The sequence below is a fragment of the Streptosporangium saharense genome (assembly GCF_014203715.1).
GTDB lineage: Bacteria > Actinomycetota > Actinomycetes > Streptosporangiales > Streptosporangiaceae > Streptosporangium > Streptosporangium saharense.
Genome location: NZ_JACHJP010000004.1, coordinates 238,807 through 260,502, shown reverse-complemented (window position 1 = coordinate 260,502; position 21,696 = coordinate 238,807). Strand labels below are relative to the sequence as shown.

Annotated in this window: 24 protein-coding genes; 10 read left to right on the top strand and 14 right to left on the bottom strand. The window is 69.4% G+C overall.

Going from position 1 to position 21,696, the window contains the following annotated elements; all coding sequences use genetic code 11:
• Positions 1-6: 6 nt before the first annotated feature.
• A complete protein-coding gene (locus FHS44_RS20900; RefSeq protein ID WP_184717165.1) occupies positions 7-1,260 on the bottom strand; it encodes a DUF7927 domain-containing protein in 1,254 nt (417 codons plus the stop codon).
• Positions 1,261-1,687: 427 nt separating this feature from the next.
• Between FHS44_RS20900 and FHS44_RS20895 the strand changes: the two genes are divergently transcribed.
• From FHS44_RS20895 to FHS44_RS20880, 4 genes are read left to right on the top strand one after another with little or no spacing between them, the layout of a single operon-like run.
• Positions 1,688-2,764: an ABC transporter substrate-binding protein gene (locus tag FHS44_RS20895; protein ID WP_184717163.1), complete on the top strand. Its 1,077-nt coding sequence runs from the start codon at positions 1,688-1,690 to the stop codon at positions 2,762-2,764.
• Between the two features lie 31 nt (positions 2,765-2,795).
• Complete coding sequence (locus tag FHS44_RS20890; protein ID WP_184717161.1) at positions 2,796-3,587, top strand: ABC transporter ATP-binding protein; 792 nt, start codon at positions 2,796-2,798, stop codon at positions 3,585-3,587.
• Positions 3,577-4,467 (top strand): ABC transporter permease, encoded by an 891-nt coding sequence (locus FHS44_RS20885; RefSeq protein WP_184717159.1) that lies wholly within the window; start codon positions 3,577-3,579, stop codon positions 4,465-4,467. The genes FHS44_RS20890 and FHS44_RS20885 overlap by 11 nt, the downstream gene beginning before the upstream one ends.
• A gap of 5 nt (positions 4,468-4,472) precedes the next feature.
• Positions 4,473-4,865 (top strand): RrF2 family transcriptional regulator, encoded by a 393-nt coding sequence (locus FHS44_RS20880; protein WP_184717157.1) that lies wholly within the window; start codon positions 4,473-4,475, stop codon positions 4,863-4,865.
• Here FHS44_RS20880 and FHS44_RS20875 read toward each other — a convergent pair.
• Both FHS44_RS20875 and FHS44_RS20870 read right to left on the bottom strand, forming a co-directional pair.
• Positions 4,843-5,355, bottom strand: coding sequence for a DUF2867 domain-containing protein (locus FHS44_RS20875; protein WP_184717155.1), 513 nt, complete (start codon positions 5,353-5,355; stop codon positions 4,843-4,845). The genes FHS44_RS20880 and FHS44_RS20875 overlap by 23 nt on opposite strands.
• Positions 5,352-5,873, bottom strand: coding sequence for a TetR/AcrR family transcriptional regulator (locus FHS44_RS20870; RefSeq protein ID WP_184717153.1), 522 nt, complete (start codon positions 5,871-5,873; stop codon positions 5,352-5,354). The genes FHS44_RS20875 and FHS44_RS20870 overlap by 4 nt, the downstream gene beginning before the upstream one ends.
• 149 nt (positions 5,874-6,022) lie before the next feature.
• On the opposite strand from FHS44_RS20870, the gene FHS44_RS42380 reads away from it, so the two are divergent.
• The 3 genes from FHS44_RS42380 to FHS44_RS20855 all read left to right on the top strand — a co-directional run bounded on the left by FHS44_RS42380 (position 6,023) and on the right by FHS44_RS20855 (position 8,424).
• Positions 6,023-6,622, top strand: coding sequence for a potassium channel family protein (locus FHS44_RS42380; protein WP_184717151.1), 600 nt, complete (start codon positions 6,023-6,025; stop codon positions 6,620-6,622).
• Between the two features lie 367 nt (positions 6,623-6,989).
• A complete protein-coding gene (locus FHS44_RS20860) occupies positions 6,990-7,976 on the top strand; it encodes an ATP-binding protein (protein ID WP_184717149.1) in 987 nt (328 codons plus the stop codon).
• 61 nt (positions 7,977-8,037) lie between these two features.
• Complete coding sequence (locus FHS44_RS20855) at positions 8,038-8,424, top strand: SCO5389 family protein (RefSeq protein WP_184717147.1); 387 nt, start codon at positions 8,038-8,040, stop codon at positions 8,422-8,424.
• A gap of 15 nt (positions 8,425-8,439) precedes the next feature.
• Here FHS44_RS20855 and FHS44_RS20850 read toward each other — a convergent pair whose 3' ends face one another.
• From FHS44_RS20850 to FHS44_RS20805, 10 genes are all read right to left on the bottom strand, one after another.
• Positions 8,440-9,543 (bottom strand): LLM class flavin-dependent oxidoreductase, encoded by a 1,104-nt coding sequence (locus tag FHS44_RS20850; RefSeq protein WP_184717145.1) that lies wholly within the window; start codon positions 9,541-9,543, stop codon positions 8,440-8,442.
• Between the two features lie 66 nt (positions 9,544-9,609).
• Positions 9,610-9,825 (bottom strand): BldC family transcriptional regulator, encoded by a 216-nt coding sequence (locus FHS44_RS20845; RefSeq protein WP_184717143.1) that lies wholly within the window; start codon positions 9,823-9,825, stop codon positions 9,610-9,612.
• A gap of 11 nt (positions 9,826-9,836) precedes the next feature.
• On the bottom strand, positions 9,837-10,076 hold the full coding sequence (locus FHS44_RS20840) for a hypothetical protein (RefSeq protein ID WP_184717141.1): 240 nt from the start codon (positions 10,074-10,076) through the stop codon (positions 9,837-9,839).
• A 658-nt stretch (positions 10,077-10,734) separates the two neighbouring features.
• Positions 10,735-10,908: a hypothetical protein gene (locus FHS44_RS20835; protein ID WP_184717139.1), complete on the bottom strand. Its 174-nt coding sequence runs from the start codon at positions 10,906-10,908 to the stop codon at positions 10,735-10,737.
• A gap of 127 nt (positions 10,909-11,035) precedes the next feature.
• Positions 11,036-11,323 (bottom strand): hypothetical protein, encoded by a 288-nt coding sequence (locus FHS44_RS41055; RefSeq protein WP_246435772.1) that lies wholly within the window; start codon positions 11,321-11,323, stop codon positions 11,036-11,038.
• Between the two features lie 61 nt (positions 11,324-11,384).
• Positions 11,385-12,632 carry a helix-turn-helix domain-containing protein gene (locus FHS44_RS20825; protein WP_184717136.1) on the bottom strand — a complete coding sequence of 416 codons (1,248 nt, stop codon included), beginning with the start codon at positions 12,630-12,632 and terminating at the stop codon, positions 11,385-11,387.
• Between the two features lie 107 nt (positions 12,633-12,739).
• Entirely contained in the window at positions 12,740-12,964 is a 225-nt protein-coding gene (locus tag FHS44_RS20820) for a helix-turn-helix domain-containing protein (RefSeq protein WP_312863752.1), read from the bottom strand.
• The gene (locus FHS44_RS20815; RefSeq protein WP_184717134.1) at positions 12,957-13,484 is read right to left on the bottom strand and encodes a DUF6879 family protein; all 528 of its coding nucleotides are present in this window, start codon (positions 13,482-13,484) and stop codon (positions 12,957-12,959) included. The genes FHS44_RS20820 and FHS44_RS20815 overlap by 8 nt, the downstream gene beginning before the upstream one ends.
• Before the next feature lie 110 nt (positions 13,485-13,594).
• A complete protein-coding gene (gene rnhB, locus FHS44_RS20810; protein ID WP_312863751.1) occupies positions 13,595-14,266 on the bottom strand; it encodes a ribonuclease HII in 672 nt (223 codons plus the stop codon).
• 166 nt (positions 14,267-14,432) lie between these two features.
• Positions 14,433-15,383: a LysR family transcriptional regulator gene (locus tag FHS44_RS20805; RefSeq protein ID WP_184717132.1), complete on the bottom strand. Its 951-nt coding sequence runs from the start codon at positions 15,381-15,383 to the stop codon at positions 14,433-14,435.
• Between the two features lie 98 nt (positions 15,384-15,481).
• Between FHS44_RS20805 and FHS44_RS20800 the strand changes: the two genes are divergently transcribed.
• Together FHS44_RS20800 and FHS44_RS20795 are read left to right on the top strand one after the other, a co-directional pair.
• Positions 15,482-16,762, top strand: a complete 1,281-nt coding sequence (locus FHS44_RS20800; protein WP_184717130.1) for a pyridoxal phosphate-dependent aminotransferase — start codon at positions 15,482-15,484, stop codon at positions 16,760-16,762.
• Between the two features lie 175 nt (positions 16,763-16,937).
• Positions 16,938-17,582, top strand: a complete 645-nt coding sequence (locus FHS44_RS20795; RefSeq protein WP_184717129.1) for a GNAT family N-acetyltransferase — start codon at positions 16,938-16,940, stop codon at positions 17,580-17,582.
• A 137-nt stretch (positions 17,583-17,719) separates the two neighbouring features.
• Here FHS44_RS20795 and FHS44_RS20790 read toward each other — a convergent pair whose 3' ends face one another.
• The gene (locus FHS44_RS20790; RefSeq protein WP_184717127.1) at positions 17,720-18,205 is read right to left on the bottom strand and encodes a hypothetical protein; all 486 of its coding nucleotides are present in this window, start codon (positions 18,203-18,205) and stop codon (positions 17,720-17,722) included.
• Between the two features lie 328 nt (positions 18,206-18,533).
• Here FHS44_RS20790 and FHS44_RS20785 point away from each other — a divergent pair, with 328 nt between their 5' ends.
• Positions 18,534-21,527, top strand: coding sequence for an AfsR/SARP family transcriptional regulator (locus tag FHS44_RS20785; protein WP_184717125.1), 2,994 nt, complete (start codon positions 18,534-18,536; stop codon positions 21,525-21,527).
• The last annotated feature ends 169 nt before the right edge of the window (positions 21,528-21,696 follow it).

The window sequence follows — 21,696 nt, the reverse complement described above, 5'->3', positions numbered from 1 at the left end:
GTTGACCTATTCCCTCACCCGCGCGGTCAGCCGTACGGCCACGCCGAGCCCGCAGAGCGTCAGTCCGAGCAGCGCGATCCCCGAGGGAAAGCCCGTGTAGGGAAGCTGGGGCCCGACCGGTCCGAAGCAGGCCTCGTCATCGCACTCGGGCTCCTCGTGGTGGTGCACCCGAGGCTCGAAATCGTCCACCGCGACCGGCTCGACCGGAACGTCCCTCGGCGATGGGTCACCGACCACGACGCTGTAGGTGATCGTGGCTTCTTCCCCGGCGTCCAGGTCGCCCCGCCACTCCAGCACGGGCCTGCCGTACGTCACCGTGCCCGTGGTGGCCGTGGCGTCGTCACGGTAGGTGGCGTCGTCGAGCACCCCGGACAGGTCGACGGTGTAGCGCGCGTCCGGATCGCGGCCGGTGCCCGTGTTCTCAAGCGTCACGGTGTAGGCCACGGTCTGTCCTGGTTTCGGGGTGGCCGGTTCCGCCTTCCTGGTGACGGTCAGTTCGGGGACGCCCTGGCCCCCGGGGTCGCCGCAGCGCGGGTCGGCCGAGCCTCGGGGGCAGTTGGTGCCCTCTCCCTCGGAGACCACGACCCCGCCGAGCCGCCGGTCCCCGGTCGCCGGGAGGTGCGTCCTGGCCGAGTAGGTGACGGTCACGGTCTTCCCGGGATCGACGTCGCCGTTCCACAGGACCGTCGGCGCGCTGTAGGACGCGTCGCCGTCCGAGGCCCGCAGGTCGTCGCCGAACGTCGCGTCGTCGAGCAGCCCGCTCAGGTCGTCGGTGAACGACGCTCCCTGATAGGGGACGGTGCCGACGTTGGTCACCCTGACCGTGTAGCGGATGGTTTCTCCGAGTTTGGGTACGGCGGGCTCCGACGACCTGACGATCCTCAGCTCGGCCATGCCGAGGGGCGCCTCGCACCCGTCGCTGACGCAGTTCGAGATGGTCGAGGCGGAGGGTGGCCCGGTCAGCTCGCTCCTGAGGTTCCCGTCACCGCCGTCGTGCGTGGTGACGCTGTAGGTGATCGTCACCACCTCGCCCGCTCCCACGGGGCCCGTCCAGGTCAGTTTTGGCGCGTCGTAGGTGACGGTGCCGGTCGGGGCGGCGCCGTCCCCGCCGTAGTCCGCGTCGTCGAGCACCCCGCCCAGGTCGTCGGTGACCGTGACGTCCGGGTCGTCGGCGTCGCCCTCGTTGACCACGGTGATCATGTAGAGCAGCCGCGCGCCCTTCCTGACGGGAAGCGGCGCCGCGGTCTTGACGATCCGCAACCGTGGCCCCGGCTCATCGACTGCCCCCGAGGAGGCTGCCCCCGAGGCGATCGCCGCCGAAGGTGTAACGAATGCGAGGAACGCGACACAGCACGCGGTGAACCCACCGACCCACCGCCCTGGACCGCGACACGACCATGTTCCGGCAAACACCACGCAGCCCCTTGTCACCGAACTGTCCGTTGGCTTCGACCTCGCCGGGGGGCTCAAGATCCACTACCGATCCGGATACCCCAGGTCACACAGGCATCATCAGCACCATGACAAACATTCACCCCATCGACCCCAAAGATTGTCACCGATCCCGCACGTGAGAACACGAAGCGATAACAGTGCCGCCCCCTTGGGGTGATCGGCTTGACACAAACCCCCGTGGAACCCTTATATACACCTAACCGACTTATTAAGTAGGAATTAGGGAGTAGTCATGAAAGCTCGCGGGGCACGCGGGGTGGTGGCGGCACTCGCCGTACTGGCGCTCACAACCTTGGCCGCGGCCTGCGGGAGCTCGGGAACGACAGGGACACCTGGAAGCGGGGGCTCCAGCGGTGGCGGAGACAAGCTCGCGGAGGTCCGGCTCGGATACTTCCCGAACATCACTCACTCCACCGCGCTCGTCGGCATCGAGAAGGGTCTCTTCGCCAAGCACCTGGGCTCCACCAAGCTGACGGCCACCACCTTCAACGCCGGTCCGGCCGCGATCGAGGCGGTCTTCTCGGGCGCCATCGACGCCACCTACATCGGCCCCAACCCGGCCATCAACGCCTGGGCCAAGTCCAAGGGCAAGGCGATCAAGATCATCGCCGGTGCGGCCTCGGGCGGCGTCTTCCTGGTCGTCAAGCCGGAGATCAACGGCGTCGAGGACCTCAAGGGCAAGAAGATCGCCACCCCGCAGCTCGGCAACACCCAGGACGTCGCCCTGCGCTACTGGCTGCAGGAGAAGGGCCTGAAGACCGACACCAAGGGCGGCGGCGACGTCAACATCGTCCCGCAGGAGAACTCCCAGACCCTGCAGACCTTCGCCACCGGCGACATCGACGGCGCCTGGGTCCCCGAGCCCTTCGCCAGCCGCCTGATCCAGGAGAGCAAGGGCAAGGTCCTCATCGACGAGCGTGACCTCTGGCCGAACAAGCAGTTCGTGATCACCCACCTGATCGTCCGCCAGGAGTTCGCCGCCCAGCACCCCGACGTCGTCAAGCAGCTCCTCGAAGGCCACGTCGAGGCCAACGCCGCGATCAACGCCGACCCCGCCGACGCCGCGAAGACCGTCAACGCCGCGCTGGAGAAGCTGAGCGGCAAGCCGCTCAAGCCGGAGGTCATCGACAGCGCGTTCAAGAACATCACCTTCACCAACGACCCGATCGCCTCCTCGCTGGTCGGCAGCGCCGACCACGCGATCAAGATCGGGCTGCTTGAGCCCGTCGACCTGAACGGCATCTACGACCTCAAGACGCTCAACGAGGTCCTCAAGGCCAAGGGGCAGCCCGAGGTAGCCGACAAGTAGTCCACCCGATCCGAGTCCCCAGGAGGGCACAGTGACAGCTCCGCTCACGGAGCGGGCCGCCCGCCGGGCCGAGGGCGACGAGCCCGCGGTCCGGCTGGACGGCGTCTCCAAGATCTACGGCCAGGGCAAGAACGGACTGCTGGCCCTCGACAACATCTCGCTCTCCGTGGCGCCCGGCGAGTTCGTCAGCCTGCTCGGCGCCTCCGGTTGCGGCAAGAGCACCCTGCTCTCCCTGGTCGCCGGGCTGGACAGCCCGACCGCGGGCACGCTGAGCGTCGGGGGACGCAAGATCGCCATGATGTTCCAGGAGCCCGCGCTGTTCCCGTGGCTCACCGTCTCCGCCAACGTCGAGATGGCGCTGCGGGTCCAGGGAGTCGCCAAGCGGGAGCGCCGTCAGCGCGCCGCGGAGTTCCTCGACATCGTCCATCTGGGCGGCTTCGGCGCCAAGCGCCCGCACGAGCTGTCCGGCGGCATGCGCCAGCGTGTCTCCCTGGCCCGCGCGCTCGCCCAGGAGGCCGACGTGCTGCTGATGGACGAGCCGTTCGGCGCGCTGGACGCGATGACCCGCGACCTGCTCCACGACGAACTCGAACGCATCTGGCAGAAGCGCGGCCTCAGCGTCCTGTTCGTCACCCACAACGTCCGCGAGGCCGTACGGCTCGGCGACCGGGTCGTGCTGCTGAGCAGCAGGCCGGGCAAGGTCGCCGAGGAGTTCGACGTGGACATCGAACGGCCCCGCGTCACCGACTCACCGGAGGTGGCCGAGCTGGCGTCGGCCGTCACCGCTCGACTGCGCCAGGAGGTTCTGCGCCATGGCAGTTGACCAGGCACCCGCCGCCGGTCAGCCCTCGGACATCCACGCCAGGCAGCTCGCCGGGCTCGACGCCCTCGAACTGGGCGGCGGCACCAGCAGTGGGCTGGCCTCCCGGCTGTGGGGCCGTACCTGGCCGATGCTGCTCGCCATCGCCATCGTGCTCGCGATCTGGCAGGGCGTCGTGTGGAGCGGGCGCTGGCCCGAGTACGTCTTCGCGGGACCGGCCGAGACCCTGGGCACGCTGGGCGAGCGGCTGACCGACCCCGAGTACTGGCAGGCCATCGCGGTGACGATGCGCCGCGCGGTCACCGGGTTCGCGATCGCCGTGGTCGTCGGCTTGGCCGTCGGCGCCGTGGTCTCCCGGATCAAGGTGCTCAGGGCGGCCTTCGGCTCGCTGATCACCGGTCTGCAGACCATGCCGTCGATCGCGTGGTTCCCGCTGGCGATCCTGCTGTTCGGGCTGACCGAGAGCGCGATCACCTTCGTGGTCATCCTCGGTGCCGCGCCGTCCATCGCCAACGGCCTGATCACCGGTGTCGACTACACCCCGCCGATCCTGCTGCGCGCCAGCCACGTGCTGGGCTTCCGCCGCCTGCAGCTCTACCGGCACGTCATCCTGCCCGCCTCGCTGCCGTCGTTCCTCGCCGGGCTCAAGCAGGGCTGGGCGTTCGCCTGGCGCTCGCTGATGGCCGGTGAGCTGGTGGTCATCATCGCCCACCAGTCCTCGCTGGGTGAGCGGCTCTACTACGACCGTGAACTCGCCGACTCGGCGGGCCTGCTCGCCACGATGATCATCATCCTGGTGATCGGCGTCGGCATCGACCTGCTGTTCGAGACCGGCGACAACGCGCTGCGCCGCCGCTGGGGCCTCCAGCAGGTACGTAACTGACCGACATGCGGATCTCCGCCAGAACCCAGTACGCGCTGCGGGCGGTCACCGAACTGGCCGCGGCGCCTCCGGGCCCCGTCCCCGCAGAGAAGATCGCCGTCGCACAGAACATCCCCAGGAGGTTTCTGGACAACATCCTGCTGCAGTTGCGCAGGGCAGGGCTCATCAACAGCCAGCGCGGCCCCGAGGGGGGCTACTGGCTCGCCAGGCCTCCCGAGGAGATCACCCTGGCCGATGTGATCGTGGTCGTCGAGGGCAACCCCGAGCACTCCCCGCGCGCCGACTACCCGGGGGTGGCCAGGCCGCTGGCCGACGTGTGGAGCGCGCTGCGCGAGCACGAGGAGACGCTGCTGAGCGAGATCACCTTCGCCCACATCACGAAGGACGCCCTCCCCTGACCCCCGCGCGGGCCATCGCGCGAACCACCAGGTGATGGAAGGGCCGGATCACGGCGAAGTAGACCGGCCCCGTCCAGCGGTGGTAGTGCACGACCGTGGCCACGTGGAAGCGCCCCGGCTCCGCCACGACCACGAGGTGGGCGGTGAGGTGCGACTCCGCGACGACCACGGCGACGTAGCGGTCCCGGTCCGCCTCGACGACGGTGAAGGGCGGCACCCTGGCGCCGGGGACGAACGCGTCCTTCCCGGCGGGTGCCCTTCCCTCGGCCGGGTTCCCGTTCTGGCGCATCCCGAGCAGCCGCACGAACCCGCCGCGGACCCGGTAGAGGAACCGCAGCCACCCCGGCCGCCAGGCCAGCATCCCCCCGAGGAACTCCTCAAGGGACGCCCTCCCCTCGACGGTCTTGACGTCGAGGTGGTCGGCCCCCTCCGCGAGCGCGCGCGGCCCAGGAAGCCCCTCGGTCACCGCGTGGAACCTCGCCCGGCTCATGACCGGCCGTAGGGCCGTACGGCCAGCTCGTAGACCTCACGCAGTTCGTCCGCCGTCAGCGAGGGAACCAGGTGCCCCGCGCCGACCAGGATGAGATACAGCAGCCGCGCCATGGTCTCCGGCTCCTCGCCCCCGCGCCGCCGCCACAGCGTGCTCAGATACTCGATCCTGCGCCGATCCACCCGTTCCTGTACGGCACGGGCCAGCGGATCCTGCTGGGCCCAGGCCCGCACAGCGACCTCAAGCCCCGCCGCGTCGCCCTTCCCCGTCACCAGGTTCAGCAGCCGTTCCAGCTTCGCCTCGCCCGACTCGGCGACGGCGATGAACTCGGTGGTGAACCTGTTCTCGAAGTGGTCGAGCAGCGCGGCCCGATACGCGGCCATCCCCCGGAAGTGGTGGTAGAAGGACCCCTTGGTCAGCCCGAGCCGCTCACACAGCACCTCGATCGTCACCGCCGGCGCCCCCTGCTCGGCCAGTACGGCGAGCCCCTCGTCAAGCCAGTCCCGCTCCGTCGCCATGCCTCCACCATGCCATACCGTTTGGTATGTTTCCGTCCCCGCAGAAAGTGTGACGATCCGTATGACAGCCATCACACGGTGAGGGGGCGGCGACGGAACACCAGGACACCGTCCCGTCGCGCTCGGAGCGCTGGGAACGGGCGAGCGAGGTGCCGCTCATCCTCGCCTCCCTGGTCTTCCTCGCGGCCTTCGCGACGCTGACGCTCGTTCCCGGCATGCCCTTCCCGGCCCGGGTGGCGAGCTGGGCGGTCCTGCTCGGCATGTGGACCCTGTTCGCCGTCGATGTCGCCGTACGGCTGGCGCTCGCCCCGAACCACATGTCCTTCCTGCGCCACCACTGGCTGTCGCTGGTGTTCCTGGTCGTGCCGACGCTCTGCCCGCTGCGGGCGGTCGGCATGATCAGCAGGGGATCGATCAACCGCCGGCGACGCGGCCCCTCCTTCCGGTTCCAGGCGCAGGTCGCCGCCTACGCCACCCTCACCACGCTGCTGTACGGCCTCACCTCGGCGTTGCTGGTGTTCGGGGCGGAGCGCGACGCGCACCGGGGGAACATCAGGACCTTCGGCGACGCCGCGTGGTGGACGGTCAGCACGATCACCACGGTCGGCTTCGGCGACGTGTATCCGGTCACCTGGCGGGGCCGCTGGGTCGGCGGCCTGCTGATGCTGGGCGGGGTAGGCCTGTTGGGCGTGGTCACCGCCTCCTTCGCCTCGTGGTTCGTCTCCCGCTTCGACGACTCCCGCGACTGATTCCCCAGGCGGCCCGTTCCCGCGAGCAGCCCGTCAAGCCAGGAAATATCGGCAGTTGAACGGAGCCCTGGGGGACCCGCCCGGAACGACGCCCCTTCCCCCGATCAGGGATGTTCCGGCAATAGGACACAGCCCGAAGCCCCCTTTCGAACCGCCCCTCAACCCATCACTCCCCGCCCGATATATCCCCTTTTAGTAGGAAAAAATCTGAAGCGCCTTATCGGATGGAAAGTGCCAGTATCAGGCGCGCCATCACCTAACTCCCCGCGCCGTTCTCACTTTTGGCGGTTCCGCCCGCCGTACGGCGTGGCATGATTATCACTCTCAGGTCCTGCAATGATTTTCATAACCAGATTGGATCGGCGCCGTGAGGGTGGCATTCGTCGGTAAGGGCGGCAGCGGGAAGACGACCGTGTCGGCGCTGTTCGCACGCTATGTGGCGAGCCGGGGCCTGCCGGTCGTGGCGATCGACGCCGACATCAACCAGCACCTGGGCATGGTGCTGGGGATGGACGAGGAAGCCCTGCCCCGGCCGATGGGCTCGCACCTCACCGAGATCAAGGAGTGGCTGCGGGGCGACAACCCCCGCATCTCCTCGGCCGCCACCATGGTCAAGACCACCCCGCCAGGGCAGGGCTCGCGGCTGCTGGAGCTCCCGCCCGCCGCGTCCACCGGCCTCTCCGCGACGGACCCGATCCATGAGGGGTTCGCGGTGGCGGCGCCGTACGGGCCGTGGCTGATGGCGACGGGGCCGTTCGGTGAGTCCGACCTGGGGGTGGCGTGTTACCACTCCAAGGTGGGGGCGGTTGAGCTGTATTTGAACCATCTGGTGGACGGGCCGGGGCAGTACGTGGTGGTGGACATGACGGCCGGGGCCGACTCCTTCGCCTCGGGGCTGTTCACCCGGTTCGACCTGACGTTCCTGGTGGCCGAACCGACCCGCCAGGGGGTTGGGGTCTACCGGCAGTACCGCGAGTACGCCGCCGACTACGGGGTGGCGGTCGCGGTGGTCGGCAACAAGGTGCAAAGCCCGCAGGACGTGGCGTTCCTGCGCGAGCACGTGGGCTCGGACCTGCTGGTGTGCCTGGGCCACTCGGGCGTGGTGCGGGGCATGGAGCAGGGACGGCCGTTCGGGCTGGAGGATCTGGAGCCGGAGGTCTCCTCGGGCCTCGGAGCGCTGCTGGAGGCGGTGGACGGCCGGGAGAAGGACTGGGAGCGCTTCGGCCGTCAGACGGTGGAGTTCCACCTGCGCAACGCGCGGGCCTGGGCGAACCGGGCCACGGGAGAGGATCTGGCGGCCCAGATCGACCCCGACTTCGTCTTCGGGCCCACACGAGTGTCCCTCCCGCGCTAGCTGGAGGCAGATCGGGCCCGGCCTAGTGTCTGTAAGTTCCCTTCTGAGAGGAGAAGGCAGCATGTCGCTGACCGTTCCGAACGAGCTGCTCGACCAGGCCAAGGCCGGCGAGGTGGACGACGCGGCTTTCGTCGCCTGTGTCCGTGACTCCCTGCCGTACGCCTGGTCGCTCATCAGTGACCTGGTGGGCGAGCGCGAGCGCACCGGCGCCGAGTTCACCGACAACACCGTCCCGCCGCCGGACGAGGCCGCCCGTGGCCAGCTCCTGCGTTGTCTCGCCAGTGACTCCATGCGCGGTGCCCTTGAGCGCCACTTCGGGGTGAAGCTGGCCTTCCAGAACTGCCACCGGGTGGCGGTCTTCGACCCGACGGCGGTCAAGGCCCACGCCGAGTTCGTCACCGCCAGGTCCCAGATTCTCAACCAGAGCCCCGAGCTCGTCGACTGCTGACCCCTCCCGCCCTCGTCAGGCCGTGCCCCGGTCTGACGAGGGCGTTTTTCTGATCCGGGGCAGCACCTCGGCCCCCAGCCGCCTGATCGTGTCGAGGGTGCGCTCCCGCGAGCCCGCCCCCTCGACCATGAGGATCAGGCGGCTCAGCCCAGTCCTGGCGACGGTCCGCTCGATCCGCTCGACGCAGAGGTCCGCAGAACCGACCGGATGCGTCCGGCAGAGAAAGTCCACGTAGTCCGCGACGTCACGCCGCGCCGTAGGCCGCCCGTCAACGGGCACGTATCCCGCCAGCCCCGGCCCGAGCCACCCCGGCATCGCCGCCCTCAGCTCCGCCACGGCCTCCCGCGTCGAGTCCCCCACATGCCCAACCACCGCCGCCACGTGCCCCCCGCAGATGCCGTGGGTATCGCCATGAGCAGCACCGCAGACCCCACCGTGGATATCGCCGTGGATATCGCCGTGAGCAGCACCACAGGCCCCACCGTGAGCAGCACCGTGGGCGTCGCCGTACTCCCTCAGCAGCCCGGCCCGGCCCTCGTCGTCGAGATGCATGCCCAGCAGCATCGGCAGCCCACGCTCGGCGGCCAGCGCGACCGTCCCCGGCGAGGTGCACGCGACCACCGGCCTCAACCTGACGGCCGGGACCATCGGCACCTCCCGGAACCGGAAGAACTCCCCGTCCGCGCTGACCGTGTCCTGCCCGAGGGCCGCGCACAGCAGGTCGAGCGACTCGGGAAACCCGCGCTCGAACCTGGGCAACCCCATCCCGAACACCTCAAGCTCCAGCCAGGGACCACCCCGCCCGACCCCGAGCGTGAACCGCCCCCCGGACACCTGGTCCAGGATCGCCGCCTGCTCGGCCAGCTCAACGGGGTGCCGCGCCGACAGCACGCTCACCGCCGTCCCCACCCCGATCCTGCTCGTACGGCCAAGCGCGACCCCCGCCAACGTCACCGCCGAGGGGCACACGCCGTACGACATGAAGTGGTGCTCGGCGATCCACGCGTCGTCGAAGCCCGCCTCCTCGGCGGCCACCACCGCGTCAACCGTGTCCCGCAGCACCTGCCCCGGCTCCCTGCCAGGGAATCCGGCCGCGACGAGAAAGATCCCAACCCGCATGCTGACCACCATGCGCCACCCCACACCCCCCGGAAAAGGCCATATCCCCCTTCCCTCCAGGAGCCATCAGCTCTTGAGAAGCGCGTCGATGTCGGTCTGGCGATAACGCCGCTGCCCACTCGGCGTCCTGATCGACGGAATCTTCCCGGTAAGCGACCACCGGTTAACGGTCTTGGGGTCCACCCCGAAGATGTGGGCCACTTCCCCGGGGGTGAGGAGTCGATCGGTGGTTTCTCCCGTGGTGAACGTGCCGTCGGGGGTGACGACCTTGCTCGCGGGCATGGGGAGTCCCTTCAGTAACGCAGTCGGTGGAGGATCTCGTCGTGACGCGCCAACGCGCTGACCAACCGGCGCAGACTGGTACGGCCAAGCACGTCCCGAGCCCCGGCCCGACGCTGGTCGGGCCGCAGTGGGCAGTACCGGATCGCCCACCACCGGGGCAGGCCAGGCAGGTCACGCTGCTCGTAGCGCCAGCCGGGGTGCGTGCTGATGAGCACGTCGATCACGCGCTGTTCGTACTCGTGGTCGGTCATCGTCGTCTCGCTTCGGAGGACGGACAGGAAGCACGCCTCACACGGGGAGGCCATGCCGGTTCAGATGGGAGGGCGGGTGCCCGGCCCCGAGCCGGGGAGCACGGACCGGGCACCCTGGAGGAGGACCGGCCCCGTCGCGACACGGGGCCGGTGCGCCAGACGGCTCCCCCTTCCCCAACACACCGAACATTCCGGCGCGTGTGGGATCCGCCTTGCGAGGTGTGCGGCCCAGACCCCTCCTGACTGAGCCGCACGTTCATGAGGTACGGCGAGCAGGGAGCGGGATGAGGTTCCCCTGCACGCCGTACCGGCTTTTAGGAGCGCAGCAACCTGCGCAGCCCCGGAGGCCGCTGACCAGCCCGAATGGCATGAGCGGTCCGAGCCTGCAAAGCACGGGCGACCGCGACCGCCCGAATACTCGGCGGCACCACCGGAGACACCTGAGCGGCCAACTTGCGGTCCAACTCCTCAACCGACTCGGCCCGCACCAGCGACACGTTTCGGAGCTCCGGCCTGTACGGCAGAGCACGTCGGTAGGCGCTCCACACCCCGGTCGCCGAGTTGTGGAACACGAGCCAGTCGGGGTGGGCCTGTTGCACGGCGTCGCAACTTCGACGTGCGACACCAACCACTGGACCCGGCGACGTGAGACCTGGCATCATGCCGCCCTCCCCAACGACTCGGGGAGCGGCATCCGCAGGATCAGAAGCGTCTCCGCCTCCCGCATCCGTTGCTCCAACCCCTCGGCGGTGGAGTCACTGACGATCACCGGCTGCGGGCTGGGCCACGCGCAGAACGCGAAGAACCGACGCTCACTCAGGCTGTAGAGCACCGCCCACCCAGAACACGCCTGGTCGAGCACCTCAGCCTCAGCCCGAGCAGGGCCATCCCACACCCTGCGATAAACCGCCGCCGCAGGCAGCCCATCCCGAGCCGCCCACCGGGCCGGGAGCGCCCGATCACGAGGCCCCTCCCTCAACGGCGGCCACGGCGTCGCGGGCCTTCTCCTCCTGCACGGCAACAGCGGCCCGAACCTCCTCGAAGGTGTCAGCGTCCACAGCCGGTTCCACCCCGGCCCGCAACGCCACCCGAGGGAAAGCCCGGTTACGGATCGCCCAGTACCGCCCGGTGTCACTGACGATCAACCGCCAGCCCGGGATCGCCGGAGTGGCGTCCGTGTCCGGCGTCTGGGCGTCGTGGGCAGCCGGAGCCTCACGTAGTTGCCGCACGGTCTGTTCCGGAAGCATGGAAGGACCGTAGAAGGCGGCGGGATGACCAGGGGACACACTCTGTGTCCCCTGGTTTCGGTCAGACCATCAACGCGATTTTGTCCGCCAATTCACGGGCGCGGGGGCGCAGCGGGGCGGGACCCGTCTCGACGAGCTCAACGAGCATGCGGCGAGCATAACCGTTGTACCGAATTGTCTCCGGTGCCGCCTGCCGGGCGAGTTCCAGAGTGCCGAGCACGGCCTCATGATCACGCTGGAGCCGATGCGCCCGAGCCACCTCAATCAGGTGACGCCCCCGGCGCGGGTGAGAGGGAATGGAGGCCGAGACCGCCCGCTCCGCCTGCCGGGCCGACTCACCGGCCTGGGACAACTCCACGGCGAGGGTGACCGCGTGCGCGCCCATGATGACCCGGGAGAAACTCGTCCACGGCTGGTAGTAGTCGCCGGGCAACCGGGCGGCGACCCGGTCTGCTTTCTCCCAGTAGGACCAGGCTTCCCCGGCGTCCCCGACACGGGCGGCCGTGAACGCCAGCTCAAAGTTCAGCGCGCCCCACATCGCGAGCAGATCCACCTCCGGATCAACCATGTGCGGCTGGACGGCGGCCATACCCTGCTGGTTGATCGCCCGCGCCGCCTCGAAGTCCCCGGAGTCCCTGTACGCCTGGCCCAAAAACCACACCGCGCAGGTCAGCGCGAGCGGATCGTCGGCCTCCTGAGCAGCCGTCAGCGCCCTGTCCGCGACCCGCCACAGCAGGTCCTGGGCGGGCTGGTAGGCCAGGAACATCTGGGCCAGGCCGTACGTCTCGGCAAGAAGCGCGTTCGCGCGGCGCCGGTCTTCTCCCCGATACATCACCGCCGCCAACTGCGCGTCACGGATCAGAGCAGGAAGCAGGCGTCCCAGAGCGGTCCGGTGATCGGCCGTGGCGTGCCGGACACGCCAGGCGGCGTCCAGACGGCCACGCAGGTGGTCAAGCGGCTGAACCGTCCCGGCCGGGCGCAGCGGCGTCGCGTTGATGGCCTGCCGTACGGCCTCCAGCGCCGGGTGACCGGGGCCGGTGAACATGCGGACCGGCATGGACTGATCACCCGTCAGCATTGACAGGTCGCGCACACGCAGCGCTTCGGCGAGCTGAAGAAGAATGGGCAGGCGCGGGTTCTGCTGCAGCCGCCCCGCCTCCACGCTCTTGAGCCAGGAAACGGACTTCCCGACGAGACCCGCGAGGATCTCCTGCGTCATCCCGCGCCGCTCGCGCCAGTATTTGATGCGTTGCCCAACGGTGAGTACCGGATCGGTGGATCCGTTGCTGGCGTCATTCACCGGCTGCATCCCCTTCCTGATGTCCCGACAGCTCAAGGCTAGGACGCCACCCCCATCCCGCAGGAAAAATCACGGTTACAGCCATGAGTGCATACGGCTGTATGCCGGGGAGGACCTCAGGGTGTGACCAGGTCCTCTGCTTCGTCTGGCTGCTCCACGGCCTCGCACCAGACATGGATATCGGACTCTGAAGGAGTCTGGCGGCCGTTCTCCAGTTTGCTGATCTTGAATGACTGCCAGTTGTACCGGGCGGTGAGTTGCCGCCCGGTCAGCTTGGCATCCAGCCGTAGCCCTTTGAGCCTTGCGCCCATCAGCTGACGGACGCGGTCAATGTCATGCACCGGTGGCCACGAACTCCTCAAGGGGAACAGCGTGTCCCCAGGCGAGGTCCCGCAGCGTGCGATGCTGTTCTATCGCAGCGGAATCCGTGATGATCTCCGCACCCAGAAGAACGTCATCGCTGGTCAGGTGGAGCAGTGCCAGACGCTCGTCGTCGAACAGCCACCAGTCTGATTGAGGGAGGCCCAGCCGGTCAGCCTCCACACGATCTAGATAGTGAATCTGATCACCGGCAGGAATACTGTGGCGCGCCACAGCCATGCTGAACCGGGTGTAGTCGGAGAGAGGCCGCGACACGACGCGGACGCGCTGGAAAGTCCGGCCGTGCGCTGCGTGATCACGCATGAGATCGAACCACTCGCTCATCCACGCCATGTCGTCGGGCTCTCCGGAGAGGAACCGTCGCAAGGGTTCCTCCTCGTCCTTAGCCAGGTGGTAGCGCTCTCGTGTTTCCAGCCTGAAGGCAGACCTGTCGAACGAGGAAAACAGCCTTACGAAGTCGTCACCAGACACGAGATCCATGCTGACTACCTTAGGAACGCGAACAACTCCCCAGGAACCTCCATGAATGCCTCTCCGTCGAGGATGTCCCTGGCGTCCGCCAGCGTCACCGGGACGAAGTACTACACGACCTACCCGAACAGCCCAAGCTGTCCTTCCCCCGCCAGCGGATTCCGGTGCCGCTTGAGATGGCGCCACTGCGGCAGGTCGTCCAGGTAGGACCACGACAGGCGATGGTGTTTGGTAGGGCCGAGGTGGGCCAACGCCTGTTGGTGGGTCGGCGACGGGTAGCCCGCGTTGTCGGCGAAGCCGTACTCCTCGACGCCCTCCAGAGAGGCCATGTAGGTGTCGCGGCGGACCTTGGCCACCACCGAGGCCGCCGCCACCGAGACGCAGGACAGGTCTCCCTTGATCTCGCACCTGACCGGCCAGGGCGCGCCGAGATAGTCGTGTTTGCCGTCGAGGATGACCACGTCGGGCCGGACGGGCAGTTCGGCGAGGGCCCGGCCCGCGGCCCTGCGCAGTGCCTCGGTCATGCCGAGTTCGTCGATCTCCTCCGGGGTTGCCTCGCCGTACCCGATGCCGACGGCCCAGGTGACGATCTCGTCGAACATGGCGGTACGGCGGGCAGGGGTGAGCATCTTGGAATCGGTCAGGCCGGAGGGTGGTTCGGACAGGTCGGTGACGACCGCGCACACCGCGACGGGTCCGGCCCAGGCGCCCCTGCCGACCTCGTCGATCCCGGCGACGGTCTTCGACCCACCGGCGGACAGCAGACGTTCGAGCGCGTATGTGGGAGGCACGCCCAGACGTTACCGCCCAGCCAGACGCGCGACGTCCAACTCACCGGCCCATGGCCCCCAGCCCCAGTCAGACGCGCGACGTCCAACTCACCGGCCCATGGCCCCCAGCCCCAGTCAGACGCGCGGCGTCCGACTCACAGACCCACGGCCCCCAGCCGCAGCCGACTCATCGACCGTGGCCCCCAACCGCCGCCAGACGCACGGCGGCCAGGTCGTCGACCAGAGTCCTCGCGGCCACGTGTACGGCTCGCAGTGTGGCGGAGACTGCGGGCCGGTTGACGCTCGATGCGCGGGCGACGGCGTGGATGTCGCGGCCGACCGGGTCGCCGGGGAACTCCCGCACGACGATGCCCCTGATGCCCGCGGCCAGGGCGAGGGCGGGGACGGCCGCGATGCCGAGGCCCTTGGAGACGAGGCTGAGGATCGTTCCAAGGCCCTCGAACTCCCACGGCACCGGCTGGGCGCCGCCGACCTCGGCGAGCATCCGATCGACGGCCAGCCGGGAGGGTTCGCCGTCCGGTGTGGCCATCCACGGTTCGTCGCGCAGTTCGCGCAGGTCCACGGGTTCCTCCAGGGAGGCGAGACGGTGCCTGCGCGGCACCACGAGGACCAGCGGGTCGTACAGCAGCGGGAAGACCCGCAGCGTGTCCGTCTCGCGCACCCTGCCGTACCAGTCGTCGACGAGCGCGATGTCCACCTCGCCCGACCTGACCTCGCGCATTCCGCGTCCCGAGCGTCCCTGCTCCATGCGCAGGGTCAGTTCGGTGTGTCTGCGCAGCGACCTGGCGAGGGCGGGGGCGAAGGCGACGGCGGCGGTGGGGAAGGCGGTCACGGTAACGCGCCCCGACGGCGTCCCCTCGTGCGCGGACAGGTCGGACTCGGCGTGCTCGACCATCGCCAGGATGCGCTGGGCGTGTTCGACAAGGCGGCGGCCCGCGTCGGTGAGTTCGGCGCTGCGCGCGGAGCGGTCGAGCAGCGCGGCTCCCGCCTCCCGTTCGAGGGTCGCGAGCTGCTGTGACACCGCGGACGGGCTGTAGCCGAGGGAGGCGGCCGTGGCGGCGATGCTTCCCCTCCTGGCGAACTCACAGATCACCACAAGGCGGCGAAAATCAAGCATCGGACTTCCTTATGCCCACCCACACCAACCACTGCTTGTTCTGATGCCTGCACCCCATCACGCTTGGGAACGTTCCGCAATGATCGGAAAGGATGCCCATGAACGTGATGCTTTCCGCCACGTTGGCGGCGAACGAGGACATCGAGCGAAGACGGCGCGCCGGTGAGCGGGTGCTCCACCTGGCCTTCGGTGAGGCGGGCCTGCCCGTTCATCCGGCGCTGCGCGAGCGGCTGGCCGCCGCCTCGGAGCACAACGGATACGGCCCGGTGGCGGGGTTCGCGCCGCTGCGCGAGGCCGCGGCGGGTTACTGGGGCAGGCGGGGGTTGCCGACCGATCCCGACCTGGTCGTCTGCGGTCCGGGAAGCAAGCCTCTGCTGTACGGCCTGCTGCTGGCGATCGGCGGTGACGTCGTGCTGCCGATGCCGAGCTGGGTGAGTTACGCCGCCCAGGCCGACCTGGTCGGGGCCCGTCCGCTGCCGGTTCCCGCGCCCCCCGGCGAGGGTGGGGTGCCGGACCCGGATCGGGTGGCCTCCGCCGTACTGCACGCGCGGGCGCAGGGGCGGGACGTCCGCTCGATCCTGCTCACGCTGCCGGACAATCCGACCGGCACGATGGCCTCCGCCGCGACGGTCACGCGGCTGGCGGGGATCGCCCGTGACCTCGGTCTGACGATCATCTCCGACGAGATCTACCGCGATCTTCTGCACGACCCGGCGACCGGCTTCGTCAGTCCGGCCGATCTGGCTCCCGAGCGTACGGTGATCACCAGCGGGCTCAGCAAGAGCCTGGCGCTGGGCGGCTGGCGGATCGGCGTGGCCAGGCTCCCCTCCGTCGAGTTGCGTGACCGGCTGCTCGCGGTGGCCAGTGAGATCTGGTCGAGTCCGGCGGCGCCCGTCCAGCGGGCCGCGGCCTACGCCTACACCGAGCCCGCGGAGGTCGTCGAGCGGATCGACCTGAGCAGGCGGTTGCACGGCACGGTGGCGCGGGCGGTGCACGACAGGCTCACCGGGGCGGGGGTCCGGGTCGCGGCGCCGCTCGGCGGTTTCTACCTCTATCCGGATTTCACCGGACACGACTTTGCGACCTCGGCGGAACTGGCCACGGCGCTGCTCGACCGGCACGGCGTCGGAGTGCTCCCCGGACACGTCTTCGGTGACGACGCCAGGGCGCTGCGGGTCCGGGTGGCGACCAGCCTGCTGTACGGCGAGACGACCGAGCTTCGGCTGACGGCGTTGCACGCTCCCGACCCGCTGAGACTGCCCTGGATCGCGGCCGCGCTGGACCACCTGAGCGAGGCCCTGACCGGCCTTGAGGGGGTACGGCGGGCACCCGGTGGACGCCGTGTTTCCGGTGCCGTTCCCAGCCCCGTGACGGGCTGATCTTCGAGGAGATCACTTTAAGGAAACTTTACCCCGCGAGCAGGCGCATCCGGGATAGCATCCGCATGCTCTGACCTGGGGTTTCGCCCCTCCGGGCGGGGGGTGTCAGGTGCTTAACCAAGATGTCTTGTGTCATTTGGCACCAGGCATGCCTGTCAGCCCCCATCATGTGCTCATGCCCGCTTTTGTCACCCTGTCCGGGCGCTCTGTGCGCCTGGAACCGCTCAGCCTCGCGGTGGTCGACGACCTCGTCATCGCGGCGAGTGAGGACCGTTCTACTTACGCCTTCACTCGCGTTCCCCGAGGCCGGGAGGAGATGGTCTCCTACGTGGAGGCCGCTCTGGCTGAGCAGGCGGAGGGCCGCACGTTGCCCTTCGCCGTCCGGTGGCTCCACACCGACCGCATCGTCGGTGCCACCCGCCTCATGCACCTGGAGTACTGGCAGGGCCCCATGCCCTGGCCGCCGGGCGCGCGCGGAGCGGTGGGCGAGGTCCCGTCCGTGGCGGACATCGGTTACACCTGGCTGGCCGCTTCGGCCCAGGGCACGGGTGTCAACCGGGAGAGCAAGTACCTGATGCTCTCGCTCGCCTTCGAGACCTGGCAGGTCCACCGCATCACGCTCAAAGCCGACGTACGCAACACCCGATCCCGGGCCGCCATCGAGGCCCTCGGCGCACACCTCGACGGTGTGCGGCGGGCGGAGACCCGAGGCGCCGACGACACGGTCCGAGATACCGCGTACTACTCGATCCTGAGCAGCGAGTGGCCCGCCGTACGAGAACGGCTCCACACGCGGCTCGGGCTGTTCGAGGCAGCGTGACGGTGCCCTTTCTCTCTCGATGAACCATGGAACAGAAGGCCCGCCCGGTTCTCCGGGCGGGCCTGATGTCCGTCTTCTCGGCCCTTTCCCCCGTGACCGCCCCGATGACATCGTCACTCGTCAGTGGTCGTCAGAGGTCACTCGTCGTCGCTGTCAGCCTCGTAGATGTAGTTCCAGCGGCCGCAGTAGACGCGCTTGGCCTGGTGCTTGTCCCAGTAGCAGACCCGCACCTGGACGCTGTCGACGTCCTCCTCGGAGTAGTGGAAGGACCGGTAGCCGCTCGAACCGCACTGCCTGGCCCACTCGTAGGACTCGTCCCCGTCGGTGTTCTCGAACTTGACCTGGACGTAGCCGCACAGCCACGACGGGCTGTTGCTGTCGTAGACCCGCCCCTGGACGTGGACCTCGGAGTCGCCGTCGTCCCAGACCCGGCCGCTGGCCTTGGCGCGGGAGCCGTTGCGGTACTTGGAGTAGTAGGAGCCCCAGAAGTCGACGTCGAAGGCGCTGGCGGTCGTGGCGCCGGTCGTCGCGGCCGAGGCGGTGGTGGTCAGCGCCGGGACGCCGACCGCGAGGACGGCGGTGGCCGCGGCGACACCGAGCATGCTGCGGATGGTGCGGTTCATGGTTCCTCTTCCCTGAGGACGGACTTCCCATTCCTTGGTGGAAGTCATGGCTCATTGATAGGTCGAGGTCCCTGCACCCCACTTACAGCGGCTTTATCAACGCCTGCAGGCGCTTGAATCAATGCCTTCAACCTGCTGAAATGCCGGGCATGGCCGCCCCCGTATGGGGCCATGCCCGGCATGTCACAGCATCCGGGAAGAGGTTCAACGCCCGATTGACGATGAATCAACACCGGGGTTAACGAGTGGGCGGTTTCCTGTGGCGACAGCAATGCAGGACCTATCATTTCGGTGGTAAAGCTTTTCCTTGAGGGCGGAGATCCAGGAAATGGCTGCTCACAGCAGCGAAGAGGGGTTGCGCTTCGCCTTGCTCGGCCCCGTTCAGGCCTGGCGTGACGGCGTCGAACTCGACCTCGGCACGCCGCTGCAACGCTCCATCCTGACGATGTTGCTGCTGCGTGAGGGCAGGGCGGTCACCCCCTCGGAGATGATCGACGCGGTCTGGGGCGAGGAGGCGCCGCCCAGGGCGCTCGGCGCGCTGCGCACCTACGTCTCACGGCTGCGGGCCGTCCTCGAACCGGGCAGATCCCCCAGGACCCGTCCCGAGCTGCTCACCTCGGTCGGCCGTGGATACGCCCTGCGGCTGAACGACGCCACCCTCGACCTGTCGCAGTTCGAGCGGGGGGTGCAGGAGGCCGAGGCCGCCCGCCGTACGGGAAACCTGGGGGGAGCGGCGGAGAGCCTGCGCGACAGTCTGCGACTGTGCACCGGGGAGCCGCTGGCCGGGGCCGTCGGTCCCTACGCCGAGCACCAGCGCGGCAGGCTCGTCGAGCGCAGGATGAGCGTCCTGGAGACGCTCATGGACCTGGACCTCCGGCTCGGCAAACACGCCGACGTGGTCTCCGAGCTGGTCGCGCTGACCGCCGACCACCCGCTGCGGGAACGGCTGCGCGCCCAGCTCATGCTGGCCTACTACCGGTGCGGCAGGCAGGCGGACGCCCTTGCGGTCTTCGCCGAGACCCGCACCGCGCTGATCGACGAGCTCGGCATCGAGCCGGGTCCCGAGCTGGCCGCCCTACACCAGCGCATCCTGTCCGGCGACCCGACCCTCGCCCCCGCGTGGCCCGCCCCCGCCGAGGTCGAGGAGCGTACGGCCCCGCAGGAGACGTCCGAGGCCGAGGTGCTCGACCTGCCCCGTCCGGCGCAGCTTCCCGCGGCCGTCAACGACTTCACCGGGCGCCGACACATCGTCGCCAGGCTGCGGACCCTGCTGGCCACCCGGGCCGGTTCCGACGGGGTGCCGGTGGCCGCGATCTCCGGCATCGGCGGGGTCGGCAAGACGACGCTCGCGGTGCATCTGGCCCACACCATGCAGGACCTGTTCCCCGACGGCCAGCTCTACGCCGACCTGCGCGGTTACGGTGAGGAGCCCGCCGCCGCCGAGTCGGTGCTCGCGGCGTTCCTGCGTGGGCTCGGCCTGCCTCCCGACGTCATCCCGGACGGCCTGGCCGAGCGGGCGGCGCTGTACCGCTCGCTGCTGGCCGAGCGGCGGATGCTCGTGCTGCTCGACAACGCCCGCGACGCCGCCCAGGTCGATCCCCTGCTGCCCGGCACGCCCGGCTGCGCGGCGATCGTGACGAGTCGTCCCAAGCTCGCCGACCTGCCCGCGGCCAGGCTGGTCGACCTGGACGTCATGGAGCCCGACGAGGCGCTGTCGCTGTTCGCCACGGTCGCCGGGGCCGATCGGGTGGCCGCGGAGCGTTCGGCCGCCATGGACGTGGTCGCCGCCTGCGGTTTCCTGCCGCTGGCCGTACGGATCGTCGCGGCGCGCCTGGCGTCCAGGCCGTCGTGGACTGTCGCCTCGCTGGTGTCCAGGCTGGCCGACGAGCGCCGCCGCCTCGACGAGCTGCGCGTGGGCAACCTCGCCGTCGAGGCGACCTTCGCCCTCGGGTACGGCCAGCTCGCCCCGCCCCAGGCACGGGCCTTCCGGCTGCTGTCCCTGCCCGGCGGACCCGACATCTCCATCGGGGCCGCAGCCGCGGTGCTCGCGCTGCCCCATACCGAGACCGAGGACATCCTTGAGTCCCTGGTCGACGCGAGCCTGCTTGAGGCCCCGGCCCCAGGGCGCTACCGCTTCCACGACCTGCTGCGCCTGTTCGCCCGCCGTACGGCGGAGCGGAGCGCCGACGCCGAGGCGGGCGGGCCCGCGCTGCGGCGGCTGCTCGACTTCTATCTGGCGTCGGCGCAGTCGGCGCACCGGCTCGCCTACGACGGCAGCACGCTCGCCGATCAGCTCTCGGTGACCGGCCACGGTCTCACGTTCGCCTCCGCCGACGACGCCGTGGCGTGGCTGTCGATCGAGGCCGAGTCGCTGTTCGCGGCAGTCGCCCAGACGACAGCGCTGGTGACCGAGCCCAGGGAGGCCAGGGCGCTGCTGCCCGCCGCCGACCTGCTGCTGGCCATGGAGCCGCTGCTTGAGTCGGGCAGCCACGCCCGCGAGTTCGAGCGGCGGGCGAGGGAGACGCTGGCCGCCTCGCAGCGGCTCGGCGCGCCCTCCAGCGAGCTGCGCTGCCGCTACGTGCTGGGCAGGGTGCTGTTCGGCGTGAACCGGCTGGTCGAGGCGCGCGAGGAGTTCGAGGCCTCGCTGGGCCTGGCCGTCGAGGGCGACCGCATCGTCAGCGGTGAGGTGCTCAACGCGCTGGCCGTCGTCGCCGGTCGCCAGCGCCGTCACCAGGAGGCGCTGACCCTGTTCGACTCGGCCCGCAAGGTCTTCAGGGAGATGGGCGCGCCGGGAGGCGAGGCGCTGACGCTCAGCTACTCGGCCAGGGACCACCTCTTCCTCGGTCAGGCCGAGGAGGCCATCGCCGCCGCCGAACAGGGGCTGGCCATCTTCACCGAGATCGGCTCAAGTCCGGGCACCGCGCGGGCGCGCTACCACCTGGGGATGGTCCTGTCGCGGGTCGGACGCCTCAACGAGGCGGTGCACCACCACGCCGAGTGCCTGGCCTTCTTCCGTACCAGCAGGCAGCGGGTGTGGGAACAGCGCGTCTGCTCGCGGCTCGCCGAGACGTTCATCACCGCCAACCGCTTCGGCGACGCGACCCGGCACGCCGAGCAGGCCCTCGCGGTCAGCGTGGAGATCGGCCACCCGTACGGCGAGGCGCTGTCGCTGTGGGTGCTAGGCAGAGCGCTCGCCGGGCAGAGTGACGTCCGGCGCAGCCGTGACTGCCTTCAGCGGGCGCACGACATCTTCGACAGGCTCGGCGCCCCCGAGGCCACGGACATCCGTGCCCTGCTCGATCGTGACCCCGTCGGCAACTGACCAGGATCCGTCATACAGGTCGTACAGGTCGTCGTCGAGACGTGTCATCCAAAAATGGTTGATCACTGGAATTCCCGTCGGTCTGGAACCTGAGATCGGATGTGGGGCGCCCGGCCGGCCGTCTGGCCATCGAGGACGCGTTAGGGGGCCCGGTCATCCGGTGCGTCCT

Excerpts from the sequence above, each read along its gene's own strand:
- FHS44_RS20895 (WP_184717163.1), top strand. The coding sequence starts at position 1,688 with ATGAAAGCTCGCGGGGCACGCGGGGTGGTGGCGGCACTCGCCGTACTG.
- FHS44_RS20885 (WP_184717159.1), top strand. The coding sequence starts at position 3,577 with ATGGCAGTTGACCAGGCACCCGCCGCCGGTCAGCCCTCGGACATCCAC.
- FHS44_RS20880 (WP_184717157.1), top strand. The coding sequence starts at position 4,473 with ATGCGGATCTCCGCCAGAACCCAGTACGCGCTGCGGGCGGTCACCGAA.
- FHS44_RS20875 (WP_184717155.1), bottom strand. The coding sequence starts at position 5,355 with ATGAGCCGGGCGAGGTTCCACGCGGTGACCGAGGGGCTTCCTGGGCCG.
- FHS44_RS20870 (WP_184717153.1), bottom strand. The coding sequence starts at position 5,873 with ATGGCGACGGAGCGGGACTGGCTTGACGAGGGGCTCGCCGTACTGGCC.
- FHS44_RS20855 (WP_184717147.1), top strand. The coding sequence starts at position 8,038 with ATGTCGCTGACCGTTCCGAACGAGCTGCTCGACCAGGCCAAGGCCGGC.
- FHS44_RS20850 (WP_184717145.1), bottom strand. The coding sequence starts at position 9,543 with ATGCGGGTTGGGATCTTTCTCGTCGCGGCCGGATTCCCTGGCAGGGAG.
- FHS44_RS20845 (WP_184717143.1), bottom strand. The coding sequence starts at position 9,825 with ATGCCCGCGAGCAAGGTCGTCACCCCCGACGGCACGTTCACCACGGGA.
- FHS44_RS20840 (WP_184717141.1), bottom strand. The coding sequence starts at position 10,076 with ATGACCGACCACGAGTACGAACAGCGCGTGATCGACGTGCTCATCAGC.
- FHS44_RS41055 (WP_246435772.1), bottom strand. The coding sequence starts at position 11,323 with ATGCTTCCGGAACAGACCGTGCGGCAACTACGTGAGGCTCCGGCTGCC.
- FHS44_RS20825 (WP_184717136.1), bottom strand. The coding sequence starts at position 12,632 with ATGCAGCCGGTGAATGACGCCAGCAACGGATCCACCGATCCGGTACTC.
- FHS44_RS20815 (WP_184717134.1), bottom strand. The coding sequence starts at position 13,484 with ATGGATCTCGTGTCTGGTGACGACTTCGTAAGGCTGTTTTCCTCGTTC.
- FHS44_RS20805 (WP_184717132.1), bottom strand. The coding sequence starts at position 15,383 with ATGCTTGATTTTCGCCGCCTTGTGGTGATCTGTGAGTTCGCCAGGAGG.
- FHS44_RS20800 (WP_184717130.1), top strand. The coding sequence starts at position 15,482 with ATGAACGTGATGCTTTCCGCCACGTTGGCGGCGAACGAGGACATCGAG.
- FHS44_RS20795 (WP_184717129.1), top strand. The coding sequence starts at position 16,938 with ATGCCCGCTTTTGTCACCCTGTCCGGGCGCTCTGTGCGCCTGGAACCG.
- FHS44_RS20790 (WP_184717127.1), bottom strand. The coding sequence starts at position 18,205 with ATGAACCGCACCATCCGCAGCATGCTCGGTGTCGCCGCGGCCACCGCC.
- FHS44_RS20785 (WP_184717125.1), top strand. The coding sequence starts at position 18,534 with ATGGCTGCTCACAGCAGCGAAGAGGGGTTGCGCTTCGCCTTGCTCGGC.